Origin of the sequence: Acidaminococcus sp. AM05-11 (genome assembly GCF_003472805.1) — a bacterium.
Lineage (GTDB): Bacteria > Bacillota > Negativicutes > Acidaminococcales > Acidaminococcaceae > Acidaminococcus > Acidaminococcus hominis.
The window spans coordinates 24,890-43,296 of record NZ_QRMX01000010.1 but is presented as its reverse complement, the minus strand read 5'-3'; the positions used below and the strand labels follow the sequence as shown (position 1 = coordinate 43,296).

General features: G+C 53.4%; 9 protein-coding genes (1 of these 9 cut by a window edge). All 9 read left to right on the top strand.

The genetic code is table 11. The features are described 5' to 3' along the window. Positions 1-824: 824 nt before the first annotated feature. Entirely contained in the window at positions 825-2,147 is a 1,323-nt protein-coding gene (locus DW089_RS06740; RefSeq protein ID WP_118286974.1) for a hypothetical protein, read from the top strand. A 13-nt stretch (positions 2,148-2,160) separates the two neighbouring features. After that, positions 2,161-2,916 (top strand): hypothetical protein, encoded by a 756-nt coding sequence (locus DW089_RS06735; protein ID WP_118286973.1) that lies wholly within the window; start codon positions 2,161-2,163, stop codon positions 2,914-2,916. A gap of 13 nt (positions 2,917-2,929) precedes the next feature. Continuing rightward, on the top strand, positions 2,930-3,184 hold the full coding sequence (locus tag DW089_RS06730; RefSeq protein ID WP_118286972.1) for a YkgJ family cysteine cluster protein: 255 nt from the start codon (positions 2,930-2,932) through the stop codon (positions 3,182-3,184). 1 nt (position 3,185) lies between these two features. Further along, entirely contained in the window at positions 3,186-4,217 is a 1,032-nt protein-coding gene (locus DW089_RS06725) for a hypothetical protein (protein WP_118286971.1), read from the top strand. 977 nt (positions 4,218-5,194) lie between these two features. Further along, positions 5,195-5,851: a flavodoxin family protein gene (locus tag DW089_RS06720; protein ID WP_118286970.1), complete on the top strand. Its 657-nt coding sequence runs from the start codon at positions 5,195-5,197 to the stop codon at positions 5,849-5,851. 1,064 nt (positions 5,852-6,915) lie between these two features. Further along, positions 6,916-7,491, top strand: a complete 576-nt coding sequence (locus tag DW089_RS06715) for a flavodoxin family protein (RefSeq protein ID WP_118286969.1) — start codon at positions 6,916-6,918, stop codon at positions 7,489-7,491. A 2-nt stretch (positions 7,492-7,493) separates the two neighbouring features. Continuing rightward, the gene (locus tag DW089_RS06710; RefSeq protein WP_118286968.1) at positions 7,494-8,639 is read left to right on the top strand and encodes an aldo/keto reductase; all 1,146 of its coding nucleotides are present in this window, start codon (positions 7,494-7,496) and stop codon (positions 8,637-8,639) included. Between the two features lie 2,220 nt (positions 8,640-10,859). Further along, entirely contained in the window at positions 10,860-12,536 is a 1,677-nt protein-coding gene (locus DW089_RS06705; RefSeq protein WP_118286967.1) for a ShlB/FhaC/HecB family hemolysin secretion/activation protein, read from the top strand. A gap of 12 nt (positions 12,537-12,548) precedes the next feature. After that, positions 12,549-18,407: the 5' portion of a hypothetical protein gene (locus tag DW089_RS06700; protein WP_118286966.1), read on the top strand. 23,055 nt of this gene lie beyond the right edge of the window; the window shows 5,859 of its 28,914 coding nt (coding positions 1-5,859); its start codon is at positions 12,549-12,551; the stop codon falls past the right edge of the window.

Below are 18,407 nucleotides of genomic sequence, written 5' to 3'. Positions count from 1 at the left end.
AGAAAGACGAGAGGACCTTTCACGGTTAAATTGGCAAATGGGAATAGTTTTTGTGATAATGGGGGATAAGCAAGGGTATTGCAGTAGGCGTTGAAGAAAAAGTAGAACGTGCTACAGTTTCTACGAAACTGTGCGGTGCTTTTTTAGAATATACAAGCGGCCCTTGGCCGCAGAAGGAACCTTCCCCACCCAGGGCCCGTGGATTTTTGGTATGGCCCGTCCCTCCCCTTCCTGGTAGGCGGGGAGGGCATGGGAACGTGCTGGTCGGTTCTGTAGGTGTTTTTGATAGTGAATGTAGTGGTGACGCTATAGTAACGATTAAAAATTGACCAGTGGTGGTATGGAAGCTTCCTTCAAGGGTGAAGGAAGTGTCGCCATAGGCGACGATAGAAGTTTAATCAAGCTTATTTGCGGCGCTAGCGCCGCTACTGCCTTCCGCTTACCTGTTCGCTATGCGAACAGGAGAAGAGGAAGGTGCCTGACGCCAGGAAGGCAGATGGAGTTCAAATCCAGGATTCCCGGAGGGTCCATATATTCTAAAAAAGCACCGCACACTTTTCGCAGAAAAGTGTAGGCCAGTACCTTTTTCCACTCATCTATTGTCCCTTATTCCTCTTCACCCCCCTTTTAATACGCTTAACCAATCGCTTAACGGCTAAATGACAAGTGAAGGTGCCTGACGCCAGGAAGGCGGATGGGGTTCAAAACCAGGATGCCCGTAGGGCTGAACCACGTATACACCCCGCTGACTCCCCTCTTCCTCAATTTACAGAAATTTGCTACAATAACCATATACCAACAACACTAACAAGGAGCAGACCGCCATGACCCATTTCTATCAGCGCTTTACCGGCCAGGTCCCCCTCCAACCTGATGGGGCGGAGGGGGACAGCACGTCGTATTTTGCAGAGGATAGCTGCGACACCACGGACTATATTGCCGCAGCAGCCTGCGGCGTCCTGGCGGGGCTGGTGGATATTTTCCTTGTGGGTTCGCCGGCGGACAGCGCCCTGCTGCCCTGGACGGACGCCCAGGTGGACAAGGCGGTCATGGGCTTTGCCGATCTGTGCGGCTGGTCGCCCCGGCAGGGGAAAGAGCACAGCGTGGCCAGCGCCATCGGCTTTCTGGAGCGGACCTTCCCGGTGAATTACGACCAGCCCTACGCCCAAAAAGTGCCAGGCCTCTCCTCCATGGCGGCCAAAAACCACCACATGAAATCCCTGGCCCACGCCCCGGACCTGGCAGGTCTGTTCTTTTCCCTACTGGACCAGTTTACCGGCACCTCCACCTTTTTGTCAGAAGGCCGGCTGATTACCCTGCGCAGCGAGTCCGGCGAACTCCAGGGCGGCAGCCTCCTTGCCAAACTGTTCTGCGGCACCGCCAACTGGTTCGGTCACCTGATGTCCGACGTAGCCGGGAGCTCCGGCGCAGCCAAACGGGGCAGCGGCCTGGTGATACCCTTCTACGAATTTTTCCAGCTGTGCGACTTTGGCAGCCTGCCCGTAGGCCAGTACCGGAATACTGTGGCTACCGTGGCTACCAAAGTGTTCCAGGAAGGCTACGACGCCCGCTTTGGCCTGACCCTGGCCATACCCGTGGCTCTGTGCGACCTGTCCATCCGGCTGCTCTGGGTCCTGCGCCGCCACTTTGGCAAAGGCGTGCCCTGGTCGGAATGTGTTCCCGACGACAGCCACAAGGACCTGCGGCTCATGCTGCTTTTGGGCCACGCCGCCCTCTGCCTGCTGGACGGAGCAGATGCCCTGATTAAATCCGGCGGCAACTGGGTCCTGTTCATCTTGCGCCTGAACCTGATAGCCTGGGTCCGGCTGGCCTGGCTGGTGGTGAAAGAAGCCGCCCTGCGCCTGGGCATTGCCTCCCCCCTCCAGAAACAGCTGGACGCCTACCGGCGTATCAATGCCAGCCTGAAACACTACCTGGCCCAGTTGGAGCGGCTGGATTATGATCGGTTCCGCCAGGAAACCGCCCGGTACCAGGAGTTGGCGGCCCTGCTGCAGCAGGCGACCACCCCTGAGGCCCTGAACCAGGCCCTCCGCAGCCAGTATGCGGCCCTGGGCCTTGCCCTGCCGTACCAGGGCACCTTCGACAGCTTTATGGAAGACAAGGACGCAGTCCTGGAATTTAAGTGAGGAGGGGAGTCCTATGAAGAAAAAAACAGCCCTGGCAGCCCTGTTGGCGGCCCTGCTGCTCTGGGGTCAGGCCCCGGCACCAAAAGCCCAGGCCCTGACCAAACAGACCCCGGAAACCGTGGCGGTGTTGCTTCAGGCTATGGAAGGCCCCTGGTACGATGCCAACGGGAACCTGGTCCTGGACATCAAAGGCGGCACCATCAACGGCTGCCAGGTGGAGAGCGGCTGGGACTTTACCGGAGGCAGAGCCCTGGCCAGCGGCCGAATCGAAATCCTGGAAAGCATCGGCCTCCGGTCCCTGTATTTCAACTGGCAGCTATTGGGCAACAACCAGGATTATCTCACCCTGAACGGCCAGCAGACCCTGCACCGCCTGCCCCAGCTGCCCTATTACGAATCCGCCGCAGGCCTCCACCTGGGCATGAGCGTGGAGCAGGTAGCCCGCACCCTGGGCCAGCCTGACAAATCCGGCCACCTGCTGCCCGTCTATCCCCAGGACGGCTGGTATTACGCACCCCAAAAGCTGGTGGTGCAGTTTCAGGGCGATACCGTTTCCCAAATCGTCCTCCTGCCCGGCAGCCCCGTGAAACTGCAGCAGTCCGGCCTGGGCAGCGGGGACAGCCCCCAAGCCTTTGCCCAGTTCTACCATTGGGACAAAGTGCCCCAGGTAGATTGGGCCTTCAATGGCTGCCTGAGCATCGGCCAGGGCGAGTACCTGAGCCTGGGCAAAAACGTCGGCCAGGTAACCCTGACCATTCGAGCCTTTTGAAAGGAAGCGTACCATGTTCCAGTGTGACCAATGCGGCCAGTGCTGCCGGAATCTCCACCGCTCGGAGCTGTACAAAGCCCTCCACGACGGCAGCGGCGTCTGCCGCTATCTTAAAGGAAACCTGTGCTCCATCTACGAACAAAGACCCCTGCTGTGCCGGGTGGACGCCTGCTACCAGGTATTTTTCAAGGATCTCATGAGCTACGAAGACTACTTGCAGCGCAATTACGAAAGCTGCAGGGAACTGAAAAAACTAAGGGGGAAGTAAAATGCCATTGCCATTTTTATTAGGCGCCGCTGCCCTGCTGGCCGGAGCCGCCGGGGTGAAAAGCGCTGCTGAAGGCGTCTCCAAGATGAAAGAAGCCAACGAACGGGTGGAAGAAGCCAAAACCCAGTACCAGGACGCCAAGTTTGAACTAGAAGACGCCCAGAGCGCAGCCGTCCAGGCCATGGACCAACTGGGGGAGCGGGAGCTGGAAATCCTCCGCAGCTTTGAAGAATTTTCCCAGCTCTTTGCCAAAATCAAAAACAAACCCACCTTTGCACCCTACGAAAGAAACAACGTAAAGCTGCCCAACGTGAGCCAGCAGAAACTGCAGGACGTATCCGTAGGCGCAGAAGTGCTCCTGAGCGGGCTGGGCGGAGCAGGTCTGGGCGCAGCCGGAGGACTTGCCGCTGCAGGAGCCACCACCGCCGCCGTTGCCGCCCTGGGTACCGCTTCCACCGGGACCGCCATCGCCTCCTTGAGCGGCGCCGCTGCCACCAACGCTACCCTGGCCGCACTAGGCGGAGGAGCCCTGGCCGCAGGCGGCGGAGGCATAGCCCTGGGCAGCGCTCTGCTGGGAGCCGGCACCTTGGGAGTGGGCCTATTGGTAGGCGGCTTTGTGGTCAGCCTGACCGGCGACAGCATGACCAAAAAAGCCGATGAAATCGAGGAACAACTGGATGATATCCTGTGGAAAATAGACTCCGCAGAAAGCTACCTAAGCGACCTGGAAAGCACCGCAAAAAAATACCATACCCAGCTGAAGAAAGTTCAAACCATCTATGCCACCCATCTGAAGCAGCTTTCCCACCTGATCCGGGACCAGAGAAAAACCAACTGGCAGCAGTACACCCCAGACCAAAAACTGCTGGTGGAGAACACCGTCCTCCTGGTAGGACTCCTCTACAGCATGTGCAAAGTCCAGCTGGTGCTGAAAAGCCAAGACGAAGACGAACCCAATACCATCAATACCACCGCCATCAAAAAATCCATCCACGATTCCAAAAAAGTACTGGCGGATAAATTCCAAAACTAAGACAAAACAAAATACGGAAGCAGAAGGGAGTGTGAAGAAATGGCTTACGAACGAATCTGAGTTCGCAAGCCATTTTTTTATAACCTTATCCTAATAAACTTCCTCAGTCTGTCCTGCGGACTGACAGCCCCTCCAACGCTTTGCGGCCGCATCCAAACAGCCCGACAAATTCTGCAAATGGCTGTTTGGTCAATAAGGCCCATGCGATAGCTGCCCAGGAATTGAGCCTGTAAGGCGAAAATGACTGGCTAGCAGCGAACCGCTCAGGGGCCGGTCTTAGGCCCATATTGGTCGTGTGCTAAACGGGTTTTGAGATGGAATTACGGTATGTAAATACTAGCACTACCCTTCTCTGTCACTTGACCAGTAGAGGTCTGGACCGCTTCCTGCAAGCATTGCGGCCGCATCCAAACAGCCCAACAAATTCTGCAAGAGGCTGTTTGGTTAATAAGGCCCATGCGATAGCCGTCCAGGAAGTGAGCCCTGTGGGCGAAACTGACTGGAGTACGGCGAACCGCTCAGGAAGTGTCGCCGCCCCTTTCCGCCGCACATTGTGCGGCACCTTCCCCATAGTGGTTCGCATTGTACCAATCAGCTTCGCTCTACGAGCTTGCTTCTTGGAATGCTATCACAGAGGTCGCATTAGCCGGTCCTCCATTATTACATTGCACTGGACGACCGGATGCGACTCTCAAATGTTGAAGGCAATAAGGAACGAACGACGATAGAAGTTTCATTTTTTCACACCCCCCTTTTTTGCAGCGTAAAGAGAACCCTTTGTATAAATAATTTTTTCCAAAAAAATTTAAAATGTTTTTAAGAAAAAAACAGGAATTTTTCATCTCATGTAGAATAAAATAAACTATCAAGCAATAGAAGTTATTAGTTCTTTACAACAAAAAAGAAATCACCATACTATCTGCATAGCTAACAGGTGCCGATAGGCTGTGACCACACAGATAAAGGGGATGGGGAAAATGAAAGTGTTAGCAATTAATGGGAGCGCAAGACGAGATGGCAACACAGCCATATTACTAAACACCGTACTGGAAGAATGCCGGAAAGCCGGCATCGACACCGAACTGATCCAATTCGGAGGCAGCATCATCGAACCCTGCAAAGCCTGCTGGGCCTGCGGAGGCAAAGGCAACTGCGTCCACCACCACGACCAGTTCCAGGACGTATTCACCAAAATGACCAAAGCCGACGGCATCCTGCTGGGATCCCCCGCCTACGCCGCCAACGTCAGCGCCAACATGCAGGCCTTTTTGGAACGCTCCGCCATGGTAGCCGATATGAACCCCGGCCTGTTCAACCATAAAATCGGAGCCGCCGTAGCCGCCGCCAGACGAGGCGGCGCCCTCCAGACCATCGACATCATGAACCACTTCTTCCTGGACCACGAAATGTATATCGTAGGCTCCGCCCATTGGAACGTCGTCTATGGACAACTGCCCGGCGACGTCAGAATGGACGTAGAAGGCATGGGAAACCTGAAAAAACTCGGCCAGAACCTGGCCCACTTTTTGAAAGACGCCGAAACCCTGAGAGCCCTCAAAGCCCGCAGACCCGCCGCCTTTGGCCAGCCCCGCAATAACCTCCGCCCCGCAGACAACGACAGAAGATATTTCTAGAAAAAGAGAATGGAAAAGACATACTGCCCAGAAACAGGAACTGAGCAGTATGTCTTTTGTATGTTGGAAAGAAAAGGAGAATGGAGGAGAGCAGCTGCGGCAGGAAGCGGAAGGAACCTCCACAGCTAAATTGGCAGAAGTGGACCACTTTTGAAAGCAGACGAGGGAATGAAATCAAGATAAGCAGCAGTAATAACGGAAGCAGAGAACGTACTCCAGTTTTTTGTAAAAATTGGAGAAGTGTTTTTGAGAATAAATAGGCGGCCCTTGGCCGCAGAAGGAGCACTCTCACAGTTAAATTGGCAAAAGAGGACCACTTTTGCGTGCGGTCAGGGGAAATCGAATCACTATAAGCTGCGGCAATGGTGGAAGGGGATAACGTCCAACAACTTGAAGCCTAAAAACAGGCTTCAAGTTGTTGAGGAATCAAGATAGAATATAAGGCAGAACAGGTCCTGCCCCCAAATAAGGTCAGGACCTGTTCTGCTATAGCGGCGCCAGCGCCGCAGAAGGAGCCTTCCCCACCCCGGGCCCTTGAATGCATGGTATGGCCCGTCCCTCCCCTTCCTGGTAGGCGGGGAGGGCAGAGGACGTGCTGACCGGTTCTGCAGGTGTTTTTGATAGTGAATGTAGTGATAACGTCTATGGTAACGATTAACAATTGACCAGTAGTAGCTTGGAAGCCGCCTTCAAAAGTGAAGGAGGTGTCAGCCGAAGGCTGACGGAGGAAGTTTAACTCGGTTTTCGCGGCGCTAGCGCCGCATTGCCTTCCACTTACCTGTTCGCTATGCGAACAGGAGAAGAGGAAGGTGCCGGTGGAATCACCGGCGGATGGAGTTCAAAACCAGGATTCCCGGCACCACATCACTTCAGGTTCGCCGACCGCACGACCCAAAAAAGCCTACCATTTTTCCCTCCACCCTATTTTCTTTCTCTTTTCAACCATGTAAAATAGAAGTAACGCGGTCTTTTGCAAGACCCTTGTTGACCGCACACCCACAACACCTGCCCGGCCCGTGCCAAGGCAGGCAATCGCAGCAGAACACAGAAAGGGGAGTATTACAATGAAAGTAATCGCAATCAATGGCAGCGCCCGGAGAGACGGCAACACAGCGATTTTGCTGAATACAGTACTGGAGGAGTGCCGGGCAGCCGGCCTGGAGACCGAACTGATCCAATTCGGCGGCACCATCATCGAACCCTGCAAAGCCTGCTGGGCCTGTGGCGGCAAACGGAACTGCGTGCACCATCACGACCAGTTCCAGGAAATCTTCGCCAAAGTCACCCAGGCAGACGCCCTCGTCCTGGGCTCCCCCGTGTACTCCGCCAACGTCAGCGCCAATATGCAGGCCTTTCTGGAGCGCAGCGCCGTAGTGGCCGACATGAACCCCGGCCTCATGACCCATAAAATCGGCGCCTCAGTGGCAGCAGCCCGGCGGGGCGGCGCCCTGGAAGCCGTGGATACCATGAACCACTTTTTCCTGAATCACGAAATGTTTGTAGTAGGCTCCACCTACTGGAATATGGTTTACGGCCAACTGCCCGGCGACGTCCGCCAGGACGCCGAAGGCATGGCCAATATGAAAAACCTGGGGCAGAACCTGGTGTTCCTGCTCAAGGCCGTAAAAGGGGAGAAATAACTATGGAAGACATCTTTACCAGCAAGAAAAAACTCGGCTTTGGCCTTATGCGCCTGCCGCTGCTCGATCCCAACGATGCCGGCAGCATCGACCTGGAAACCACCAAAAAAATGGTGGATGTATTTATGGAACGAGGCTTTACATACTACGACACGGCCTGGATGTATTGCAACTTCAAAAGCGAAGAAGCCGCCAAAGAAGTCCTGGTGAACCGCTACCCCCGGGAAAGCTTCACCCTGGCCACCAAGCTCCATGCCGGCTTTATAAAAACCAAAGAAGACCGGGACAAAGTCTTCCAGGAACAACTGCGGAAAACCGGCGCCGGCTACTTTGATTACTACCTGCTCCACGACATGGGCGTGGACCATTACGAAATCTATACCAAACTGGACTGCTTCAACTGGCTGGCCGAAAAGAAACGCCAGGGCCTGGTGAAACACATGGGCTTCTCCTTCCACGACAACGCCGACGTCCTGGACAAAGTCCTCACCGCCCACCCCGAAATGGAATTCGTCCAGCTCCAGCTGAACTACCTGGATTGGGACAGCGAAGGCGTCCAGTCCCGGAAATGCTATGAAGTCGCCGTCAAACACGGCAAACCCGTGATCGTCATGGAACCCGTCAAAGGCGGCACCCTGGCCAACGTCCCTGATAAAGTCACTGAAGCCTTCAAAGCCTACCACCCCGATATGTCCGTACCCTCCTGGGCCGTCCGCTTTGCAGCCTCCCTGCCCAACGTCAAAATCGTCCTCAGCGGCATGAGCAATATGGAACAGCTCCTGGACAACACCGGCTATATGGAAAACTTCCAGCCCCTGACCCAGGAAGAACTGGCCATCGTGAAAGAAGCCGTCAAGACCATCAACGCCAGCATCGAAATCCCCTGCACCGGCTGCTCCTATTGCGCCCCCGGCTGCCCCAAACACATCGCCATCCCCAAATACTTCTCCCTGTACAACGCCGATAAACAAGAAGTCACCAGCAAAACCTGGACCCCCCACGGCGAATATTACGACCGCCTCACCAAAACCTTCGGCAAGGCCAGCGACTGTGTCGCCTGCGGCCAGTGCGAAAAAGTCTGCCCCCAGCACCTGCCCATTATAGAAGACTTGAAAAAAGTCGCCGCCTATTTTGAAAAAGCAAAATAAAGATGTACGGAAAGCAGCGCCGCTAGAACGAAATATGGATAAAAATCACCTGTTCCCTTGGAGCAGGTGATTTTTTTTGTAGGGGAGAGGGGGGAGAATGGGGGAGCGGTGTTTTTTTAGAATATATGGGCGGCGCCAGCGCCGCAAAAGGAACCTTCCCCACCCGGGCCCTTGAATGCATGGTATGGCCCGTCCCTCCCCTTCCTGGTAGGCGGGGAGGGCAGAGGACGTGCTGGCCGGTTCTGTAAGTGTTTTTGATAGTGAATGTAGTGGTGACGCTATAGTAACGATTAACAATTGACCAGTAGTGGCCTGAAAGCCTTCTGCAAGCGTTGCGGTCGCGTCCAAACAGCGTTACAGGTATTCCAGAAGCTGTTTGGTACACGCGACCCATGTGATAGCTGCCCAGGAATTGATCCCGTAGGGCGAAAATGACTGGCTAGCAGCGAACCACTGTGGTAGGTGTCAGCCAAAGGCTGACGGAGGAAGTTTAAAGTCATATTTTATGCTAAAAAATATAATTATATTGCTATTTCAATATTATTGGAACTTTCATCGCCGCCTCCCGGCGCCACCTCTTTCACTCTTGAAGGAAGTCAACAAACCTGCACTACCACGTTTCTAAAGTCATTTATTTTTGAGAACAATGTGGGGGTAGTTAAGCAGGATAATGTATATTATAATTGTGAATTTTCTCTAGAAACTGACCTCGCGCGCGGGCGGGCGCAGGTGGCGCCCGCCCTTCCCGTCGCACGTTGTGCGACACCCTCCCCATAAATGTTGAGGGTTATAAGACGGAGAGTGCTCCTTTTGCGGCCAAGGGCCGCTATATGTGAATAAACTTCTATCGTCGCCCATGGCGACACTTCCTTCACGCTTGAAGGAAGCTTACCAGTCCACCACTGGCCAAGTAAAATCTAAAGTGCTGACATAAAGATGACCAGTAGTGGGGAAGAAAGCCTGCCACAAGCGTTGCGGCCGCATCCAAACATCCCCCAAAATATCCCAGAGGATGTTTGGTTAATAAGGCCCATGCGATAGCCGTCCAGGAGCCAAGCCTGTAAGGCGATGGCGAATGGAACACGGCGAACCGCTGTGGTAGGTGTCAGCCATTACCTTCCACGTTTACGGGGAAGGGGAACCGCCCACCGGGTGGTGGAAAGGGGGCTGACGGAGGAAGTTTACACGGTCTTTCGCGGCGCTAGCGCCGCGTCTGCCTTCCACTTAAAGCCTCCTCATTGGCAGGCGCATCCAAGGGCTTTCAATGCTGACTTTGTCAGTACTTGAAAACCTTGGCGAATGCGCCCCAAAGGGGAGGTGGGTCCACGCAAAAAAATAAAAAGCGTGGACCCGGAGAGGTCCTGCGCTATGCGAACAGGAAAAGGGGAAGGGTGGTCACGCTATTCAAGGGCAAGAGCGTGGCCGGGATGGGGTTCAAAAGTAGGATACCTGCACTACACCCGTTGAGAATATCGACCAAAAATCCGGTACAGAGTTTTCTGCAGCAAAAAGTAATTACGTTGGAAACTTTGACCTCGTTGAGCTACCATTCTCGCCGCACTAGCACCAAAAGGGGACAAGCGTTTCCCCTTTGGGGGGAAAATGGCACCGCAGGTGCCAATAGGGGCATATGTTCCTGCCCGCTTTTCGGGCCCGGTCACCTCTCATTCCCGTGGACCGCACGACCATTTAAAGGCTCCTACCTTTATGCGGCCGCATCCAAACATCCCCCAAAATATCCCAGAGGCTGTTTGGTCAATAAGGCCCATGCGATAGCGGCCTGCAAAGCAAGTCCGTAGGACGCAGCTGCGCAGCGAGCCGCGAACCGCTGGGGGGAGCTGTCAGCCACTTTAGTGGCTGACTGAGCGGGGATTCCCGGCACCAGCACACTTCAGGTTCGCTGACCGCACCAACCCGATTTTACTACATAGTTTTTCCTACACACCAGTTATTTTTGACAATACTGTCAAAAATAACTGGTACAAAACTGCAAAAGAGTATACTTTCGTATAATTGTTTTTTATTTTTTAAATGCTATACTGTTTATAAAAGTTAACTATCAATGATAGTTAAATAAAATTATATATAGGAAATGACGGGAATACTTAGTTATGCACAAAAACGTAAACTGAATATTCAGAAAAATTCCTATTCACCTAACTAACGAGGAACACCAGATGGAAGAAAAGAGGAAAGTTTAGTGGAGAAGGGGAGATTCTTATGAAAGATAAGTTGCTTCTTACCCGTTTGCTGCTTGCACTAGCTCTGGGGAGCAGCATACCGATCCCACTGGCCCAGGCGGCAGCCAACGACGCCGCAAGGCCGGCGGGGAATACCGATTCCGGGGCACAGCTCAATCGCACCAGAGAATACCTGGAACGCCAGAACATAGCCCGCAAGATACAAGAGGGCTGGGAAAAGAATACCGTAGAAGGGACAGCAGCTTCCGAAAAAAGAGAAGCAGACGCTGTCCGTTTCGTGCTGTCTGAAGTAGAAATCCCAGCCTCCCAGGTCCTGAAGCCTGAAGAGCTCCAGACCATTATACAGGAGTACAAAGGCAAAGAAATCAGCATCAATGACCTGTACGCCCTGGTAGGCAAAATCAACAAACTCTACCAGGAAAAAGGGTATATGACCTGCAGAGCCTACCTGGCCCCCCAGACCATACACCAGGGCCATGTGAAAATCGACCTGTATGAAGGCAAAAACGGAGAACTGGAATTTTCCGGGCGCAAAACCACCAGGAAAGGCTATATTCGGGATCGGCTGCATATCCAGCCTGGGGAAATCCAGAATATGAACCAGCTGAACAAAGATATCCTCCGCTTTAACGCCACCAACGACGCCCAGCTCCACATCATCCTCAAGGCCGGCAAAGAGCCCGGCACCACCGACTACGTCATCGCCGTCCGGGAGCCCCAGGACCAGGTCACCGGAGTCTTTGTCGATGACGCCGGCAACAAAACCAGCGGCGAATACCGGGTCGGCATGTACTGGCAGGATCGGAACCTGCTGGGCAACCGGGACCACCTCTTTATCAGCACACTCCGTTCCCAGGGCACCAAAGCCGTGGCCGCCAGCTACAATACCCCCGTCAATACCCGGGGCACCCGGGCCGGGGTCAGCTACACCACCAACAGCGTGCACATTACCGACGGCCCCTTTGAAGCCCTGGGCGTCAAAGGCCACTCCTATTTGTTCACCGGCTTCCTGGTAAACCCCATCGAAACCACCGAAAACTACAAATCCGAATGGGGCCTGGAATACGGTCACCAGCGGTCCCAAACCGATCTGGGTACCAACTACCGCAACCGGATCCGCTGGGCCAACGATACTCTGGATACCGTGATGGGCTATTACGACCAGCTGAACTACGGTACCTCCTACGTAATGTACCAGAAGTACGGCTACCGCTTCGGCCGGTACGAAAACCTCTATAACAAGACCCGCGATTTCGGCATTTTCGAATTTAACGGTCTGTACCAGCGTCATATCAAACACGGCCAGGAATGGCTGGTACGCCTGGACGGCCAGGTTTCCAGCACCCAGTACCTGCCCTCCGCCGAAATGTACTACCTGGGCGGTATGTACAGTGTCCGAGGCTACAAAGAAAGCCTCATCGCCGGCGACAGCGGCTTCTCCGGCAGCGTGGAATACACCATGCCCATGGATACGAAACGGAAAGTCAAAGGCTACGTCTTCCTGGACGGCGGCCACATCTGGGGCGACAGCGCTTACGGCGACCGGAACCTCATGGGCGCCGGCGCAGGCATCAAATGGGAAATCAACCCCCATATGTCCCTGAATACCGCCCTGGCTTTCCCCCTGATCCGCACCATCAACAGCGAGAACCAAAGCCGGACCCGGATTCACTTTTCCTTCAACAGCGCTTTTTAAGGAGGCCTGAATATGAGCAGTAAAAAGCATAACAAACACCACAGCAGTCAGCAACGGTCCACAGGCCGCCTGGCGCTGCAGGTCTTACTGTCCATAGCCACCGCAGGATTTTTCACGGGGGTTAAGGACGTAGAAGCAGTATCTACCATTACAGATGGCAGCGGCGGTGGACACACGTATGAAGCAGGCGCTGACAATACGTTTAACATCTACGCCCAGCAGATCAAGGGCAGTAACGCCATCAACCAATTTTCTCAATTTTCCCTGGGTGAAAACGATATCGCCAATCTGTATTTTAGAACAACCCAAGAAGGTGCAGACGTTGCCAATCTGTTGAACTTCGTTGACGCTCAAATCAGCATCAACGGTACAGTCAACGCTATCCAAGGTGGTCTAGGTGGCCAGAATGGCGGCAACCTGTTCTTCCTGAGCCCTAACGGCATGGCCGTGGGCGCTAACGGCGCCATTAACGCCGGATCCCTGTATGTTATTGCGCCTACAGATGCTGAATATGGAACCCTGAAAACTAATTTCACAACGAACGATTCCGCTGATGTAAGCACTCTGACCAGCGGCACCGTTCCTCTGAGTGGTTCTTCTACTACCATTTCTGTTTTGGGTACTATTAGCGCCAGCAACGTAACCCTGGCCGGGGGCAGTGTTACTTTAGGAGAAAATAACACAACCGTCACCCTATCCACCACCGGGGACATTATCCTTTCCGCTGCCAATTCTATCACTAATAATGAAGCCGTTACCGCTGGCGGGTCCGTGTCCATGAATTCTACGGGCACCATCACCAACAATGCCAACGTCAGTGCAGCCAGTGCCATCACCATGAATGCCGGCACGGCTATTGATAACAGCACAGGCGGCGATATAACGATCAGCAGTTCTGGTGGCAACATTACCCTGACCGCTGGCACCAGCATCATCAACGATGCCGTAACCGCTACCAACGGTGCCATCTCCATGGATACAAGCAATGGAAGTGGCAGTATCGAAAATACCGGCGCTGTGACCGCAGGAACAACGTTAACGGAAAAAGCCAAAACCACCCTGACCAACAGCGCAGCCGTCAAAGCAGCTACCGGCATTACCATGGAAGCAGGCAACAGCATTTCCAACGGTTCTACCGTTGAGGCTACTGGCGGCTCTATCGGCATGACGGCAACGAATAACGGCATCACCAATACTGGCGCTGTTACGGCAAAAGGTGCTTCCAGTTCTGTAACTATGAGTGCCACGAACGAAACGAGCGGTGCTATTGAAAACAAAGATGCCGTCAGCGCAGGTTCAAGCGTTACCATAGAGGCAGGCACAAAAATCAAAAATGCTGCTGTCACGGCTAATGCCGGTTCTGTGTCCATGACTGCAACGAAGGCGAGCATCGAAAACAGCGGCGCTGTAGAAGCAAAAGGTGAGTCCAGTTCTGTAAGCATGACCGCCAAAAATACTGATAATGGTTCTATCTCTAACGCGGACATTGTCAAAGCAGGCAAGGACGTAACGGAAACTGCCGGTACCGTCCTGCAGAATACAGGTGCCGTCACGGCAACAGCTGGTTCCCTTGATCAGGAAGCTGGAAGCATGCTGTGGAATAAAGCTGCTGTCAGCGCTGGAGTCGGCATAGAAATGACCTCCAGCGGCAATGGTGTTCGGAACGACTCCACTGTAGAAGCCGGTACGGGCTCCATAGTTATGACGGCGGAGAACACTTCTAACGGCTATATCCTCAACAAAAATAATGTCACCGCGGGCAACGGTATTACCATGACCGCTGGAACTTCCCTTGACAATAGCACAGAAGGTGATATTACCGTCAGCAGTACAACGGGCGACATCAGCCTCACCGCTGGCACGTACCTCACCAATGATACGGTTACCGCCAACGCCGGCTCTATCACCATGGATACGGCAAACAGCGATAACGGCACTACCATTACAAACACCGGTGCTGTTTATGCAGGGACGAACATTACCCAAAACGCAAAAACTTCCCTGACCAATAATTCCACCCTCGAGGCAAAGAACGGTAAAGTTGACCAGGATGCGGTCGGCAAAATCTGGAATAAAAACACCGTTCAAGCTGGCACCACCATCGATATGACTTCCACCGATGCAGATATCCAGAATGATGCCAACGTTACTGCAGGCACAGGTACTATCACCATGTCTGCCAAGACGGCTATTGATAACAGCAATGACAGTCCGATTACCGTCAGCAGCAAAAGCGGCGGCATCAGTCTGACCGCCGGAACAAATATCAAAAATGATATTGTTAATGCAGGTGGCGCTGTATCTATGGATACGGTAACAAACAACGGCACCACTATCGAAAATACCGGCGCTGTGACGGCAGGCGGGACTTTAACGGAAAAAGCCAAAACCACCCTGACCAACAGCGCAGCCGTCAAAGCTGCCACTGGCATCACCATGGAAGCAGGCAACAGCATTTCCAACGGTTCTACCGTTGAGGCTACTGGCGGCGCCATTGCCATGACGGCAACGAATAACGGCATCACCAATACTGGCGCTGTTACGGCAACAGGTGAATCCAGCTCTGTAAGCATGAGTGCCACGAACACTTCTGCTGGCGCCATCCAAAATGATGCCAACGTTACGGCAGGTAATGGCATTACCATGACTGCTGGCACGACCATTGACAACAGCAATAATAGTCTTCTTGTCAGCAGTGCAAAGGGCGGCATCAGCCTAACCGCAGGCACCAGCATCACCAACGATGCTGTTACGGCATCTGCTGGCTCTGTGTCCATGACTGCCAATAAGGGCAATATTACCAATAATGGTGCTCTTCAGGCTCTTGGTACTTCCAGCACAGTAAACCTGACTGCTAAGGATAGTTCTGCTGGCGCTATTACAAACAATGCAAATGTTACAGCAGGCAATGGCATTACCATGACTGCTGACACAGCCATTGACAACAGCAATAGCAGCCTCGTCGTTAGCAGTACAAGCGGCGACATTACCCTGACCGCCGGAACCAGCATCACCAACGACGCTGTTACGGCTAATGCTGGTTCCGTGTCCATGACCGCAACCAATAATGGCATCACCAATAACGGTGCAGTTCAGGCTATTGGCGATAATAGCTCTGTAAGCATGAGCGCCACGAACGGTTCTGCTGGCGCCATCTCCAACTCCGAAGCCGTCAGCGCTGGTACAAGCGTTACCATGACCGCCGGCACATCTATCTCTAATGCTGCCGTTATGGGTAATGCTGGCTCCGTTTCCATGACTGCAACCAATGCAGGTATCACCAATAATGGCGATGTTAAGGCTATTGGTGATTCCAGCTCTATAAGCATGACCGCCACCAATAATGTTAGCGGTGCCATCTCCAACTCCGGCATTGTCAGCGCAGGCAAGGACGTAACGGAAACTGCTGGTACCACCCTGACCAATACAGGCGCCGTCACGGCTTCTAAAGGCGCTATTGATCAAGATGCTGGTGGCAAGCTGTGGAACAAGGTAGCCGTTCAAGCTGGAACCACCATCGACATGACCTCGACGGGTGCAGATATCCAGAACGATGCTAACGTTACTGCAGGCACGGGCATTACTATGGGGGCTTCCACTGCCATTGACAACAGCAATAGCAACCTCACCGTCAGCAGCACCAGCGGCGGCATCAGTCTGACTGCCGGTACAGACATCAAAAATGATATTGTTAATGCAGGCGGCGCTGTATCTATGGATACGGCAACCAACGGTACTGGCAGCATCGAAAATACCGGTGCTGTGACCGCAGGGACGAACATTACCCAGAATGCAAAAACCACCCTGACCAACACAGGTGCTGTTACGGCAACTGCTGGTGCCATTGAACAGAAAGCTGGAGGCAAGCTGTGGAACGAGAAAGCTGTCAGCGCTGGAACCACCGTTAAGATGACCTCTACCGGTGCGGAAATCCAAAATGATACTACCGTCACGGCCGGTACAACCCTTACCCAGGATGCACATACCACCCTGACCAATACGGGCGCTGTCCAAGCCACTGGTATTGATCAGGATGCTGTTACCAGCATTACCAATAATTCGACTATTAAGGCAACAACAGGGGCAATTACGCAAGACTCGTCAGGTGCAATCCACAACGTAGGTACAGTTGACGCTGGAACCACCATCGGCATGACTTCCACCAGTGCGGGCATCCAGAACGATGCCAACGTTACTGCAGCCAGTGGCATCACCATGAATGCCGGTGCAGCTATTGATAATAACAATGGTGGGAATGTTACCGTCAGCAGTTCTACTGGCGACATTACCCTGACCGCGGGCACAAACATCACCAACGATATCGTAACCGCTACCACCGGCTCCATCTCCATGGATACGGCGACCAAAGGGAACGGCAGTATCGAAAATACCGGTGCTGTTTCTGCGGGAACCAACGTTATCCAAAACGCCAAAACAACCCTGACCAATGATTCTACCGTAAAGGCAACGAACGGTAAAGTTGATCAGGATGCGGTCAGCAAAATTTGGAATAAAAACACCGTTCAAGCTGGAACCACTGTCGAAATGACCTCCACAAGTGCGGATATCCAGAACGATGCCAACGTTACTGCAGGCACGGGTATCACCATGAATGCTGGCACGGCCATTGACAACAGCAATAGCAGCCTCGTCGTTAGCAGTACAAGCGGCGACATTACCCTGACCGCCGGAACCAGCATCACCAACGACGCTGTTACGGCTAATGCTGGTTCCGTGTCCATGACCGCAACCAATAATGGCATCACCAATAACGGTGCGGTTCAGGCTATTGGCGATAATAGCTCTGTAAGCATGAGTGCCACGAACGGTTCTGCTGGCGCTATTTCCAACTCCGACATTGTCAGCGCAGGTTTGAACGTAACGGAAACTGCTGGTACGACCCTGACCAACGTGAAAGCTGTCACAGCTTCTAAAGGTGCCATTGAACAGAAAGCTGGAGGCAAGCTGTGGAACGAGGCTGCTGTTGATGGTAAAACCACCGTTAAGATGACCTCTACCGGTGCGGATATCAAAAATGATACTACCGTCACGGCTGGTACAACCCTTACCCAGGATGCACATACCACCCTGACCAATACGGGCGCTGTACAAGCCACTGGTATTGACCAGGATGCTGGCTCAACCATTACCAACAGTTCCACTGTTACAGCCACTACTGGCGCCATTGACCAGGATGCCGCAGGCAAAATCAATAACGTAGGTGTTGTCAAAGCTGGCACCACCATCGACATGACCTCGACGGGTGCAGATATCCAAAACGATGCCAACGTTACTGCAGGCACGGGCGTTACTATGGGGGCTTATACCGCCATTGATAACAGCAATACGAATGTCACTGTCAGCAGTTCTACTGGCGACATTACCCTGACCGCGGGCACAAACATCACCAACGATATCGTAACCGCTACCACCGGCTCCATCTCCATGGATACGGCGACCAAAGGGAACGGCAGTATCGAAAATACCGGCGCTGTTTCTGCGGGAACCAACATTACCCAAAACGCCAAAACTACCTTGACCAATGATTCTACCGTTACGGCAACAGGCGCCATTGACCAGGACGCAGTCGGCAAGATCTGGAATAAAAACACTGTTCAAGCTGGAACCACCATCGGCATGACTTCCACCGGTGCGGGCATCCAAAACGATACTACCGTTACGGCAGGCGGGGCTTTAACGCAAAACGCAAAAACTACCCTGCTCAATACGGGCGCTGTGCAAGCCACTGGTATTGATCAGGATGCTGTGACCAGCATTACCAACAGTTCCACTGTCAAAGCAACAACTGGGGCGATTACGCAAGACTCGGCAGGCAATATCAATAACGTTGGTGCGGTTGAAGCAGGAACA

Coding starts and splice junctions, on each gene's coding strand:
- DW089_RS06720 (WP_118286970.1), top strand. CDS start 5,195: ATGAAAGTGTTAGCAATTAATGGGAGCGCAAGACGAGATGGCAACACA.
- DW089_RS06735 (WP_118286973.1), top strand. CDS start 2,161: ATGAAGAAAAAAACAGCCCTGGCAGCCCTGTTGGCGGCCCTGCTGCTC.
- DW089_RS06705 (WP_118286967.1), top strand. CDS start 10,860: ATGAAAGATAAGTTGCTTCTTACCCGTTTGCTGCTTGCACTAGCTCTG.
- DW089_RS06740 (WP_118286974.1), top strand. CDS start 825: ATGACCCATTTCTATCAGCGCTTTACCGGCCAGGTCCCCCTCCAACCT.
- DW089_RS06710 (WP_118286968.1), top strand. CDS start 7,494: ATGGAAGACATCTTTACCAGCAAGAAAAAACTCGGCTTTGGCCTTATG.
- DW089_RS06730 (WP_118286972.1), top strand. CDS start 2,930: ATGTTCCAGTGTGACCAATGCGGCCAGTGCTGCCGGAATCTCCACCGC.
- DW089_RS06715 (WP_118286969.1), top strand. CDS start 6,916: ATGAAAGTAATCGCAATCAATGGCAGCGCCCGGAGAGACGGCAACACA.
- DW089_RS06725 (WP_118286971.1), top strand. CDS start 3,186: ATGCCATTGCCATTTTTATTAGGCGCCGCTGCCCTGCTGGCCGGAGCC.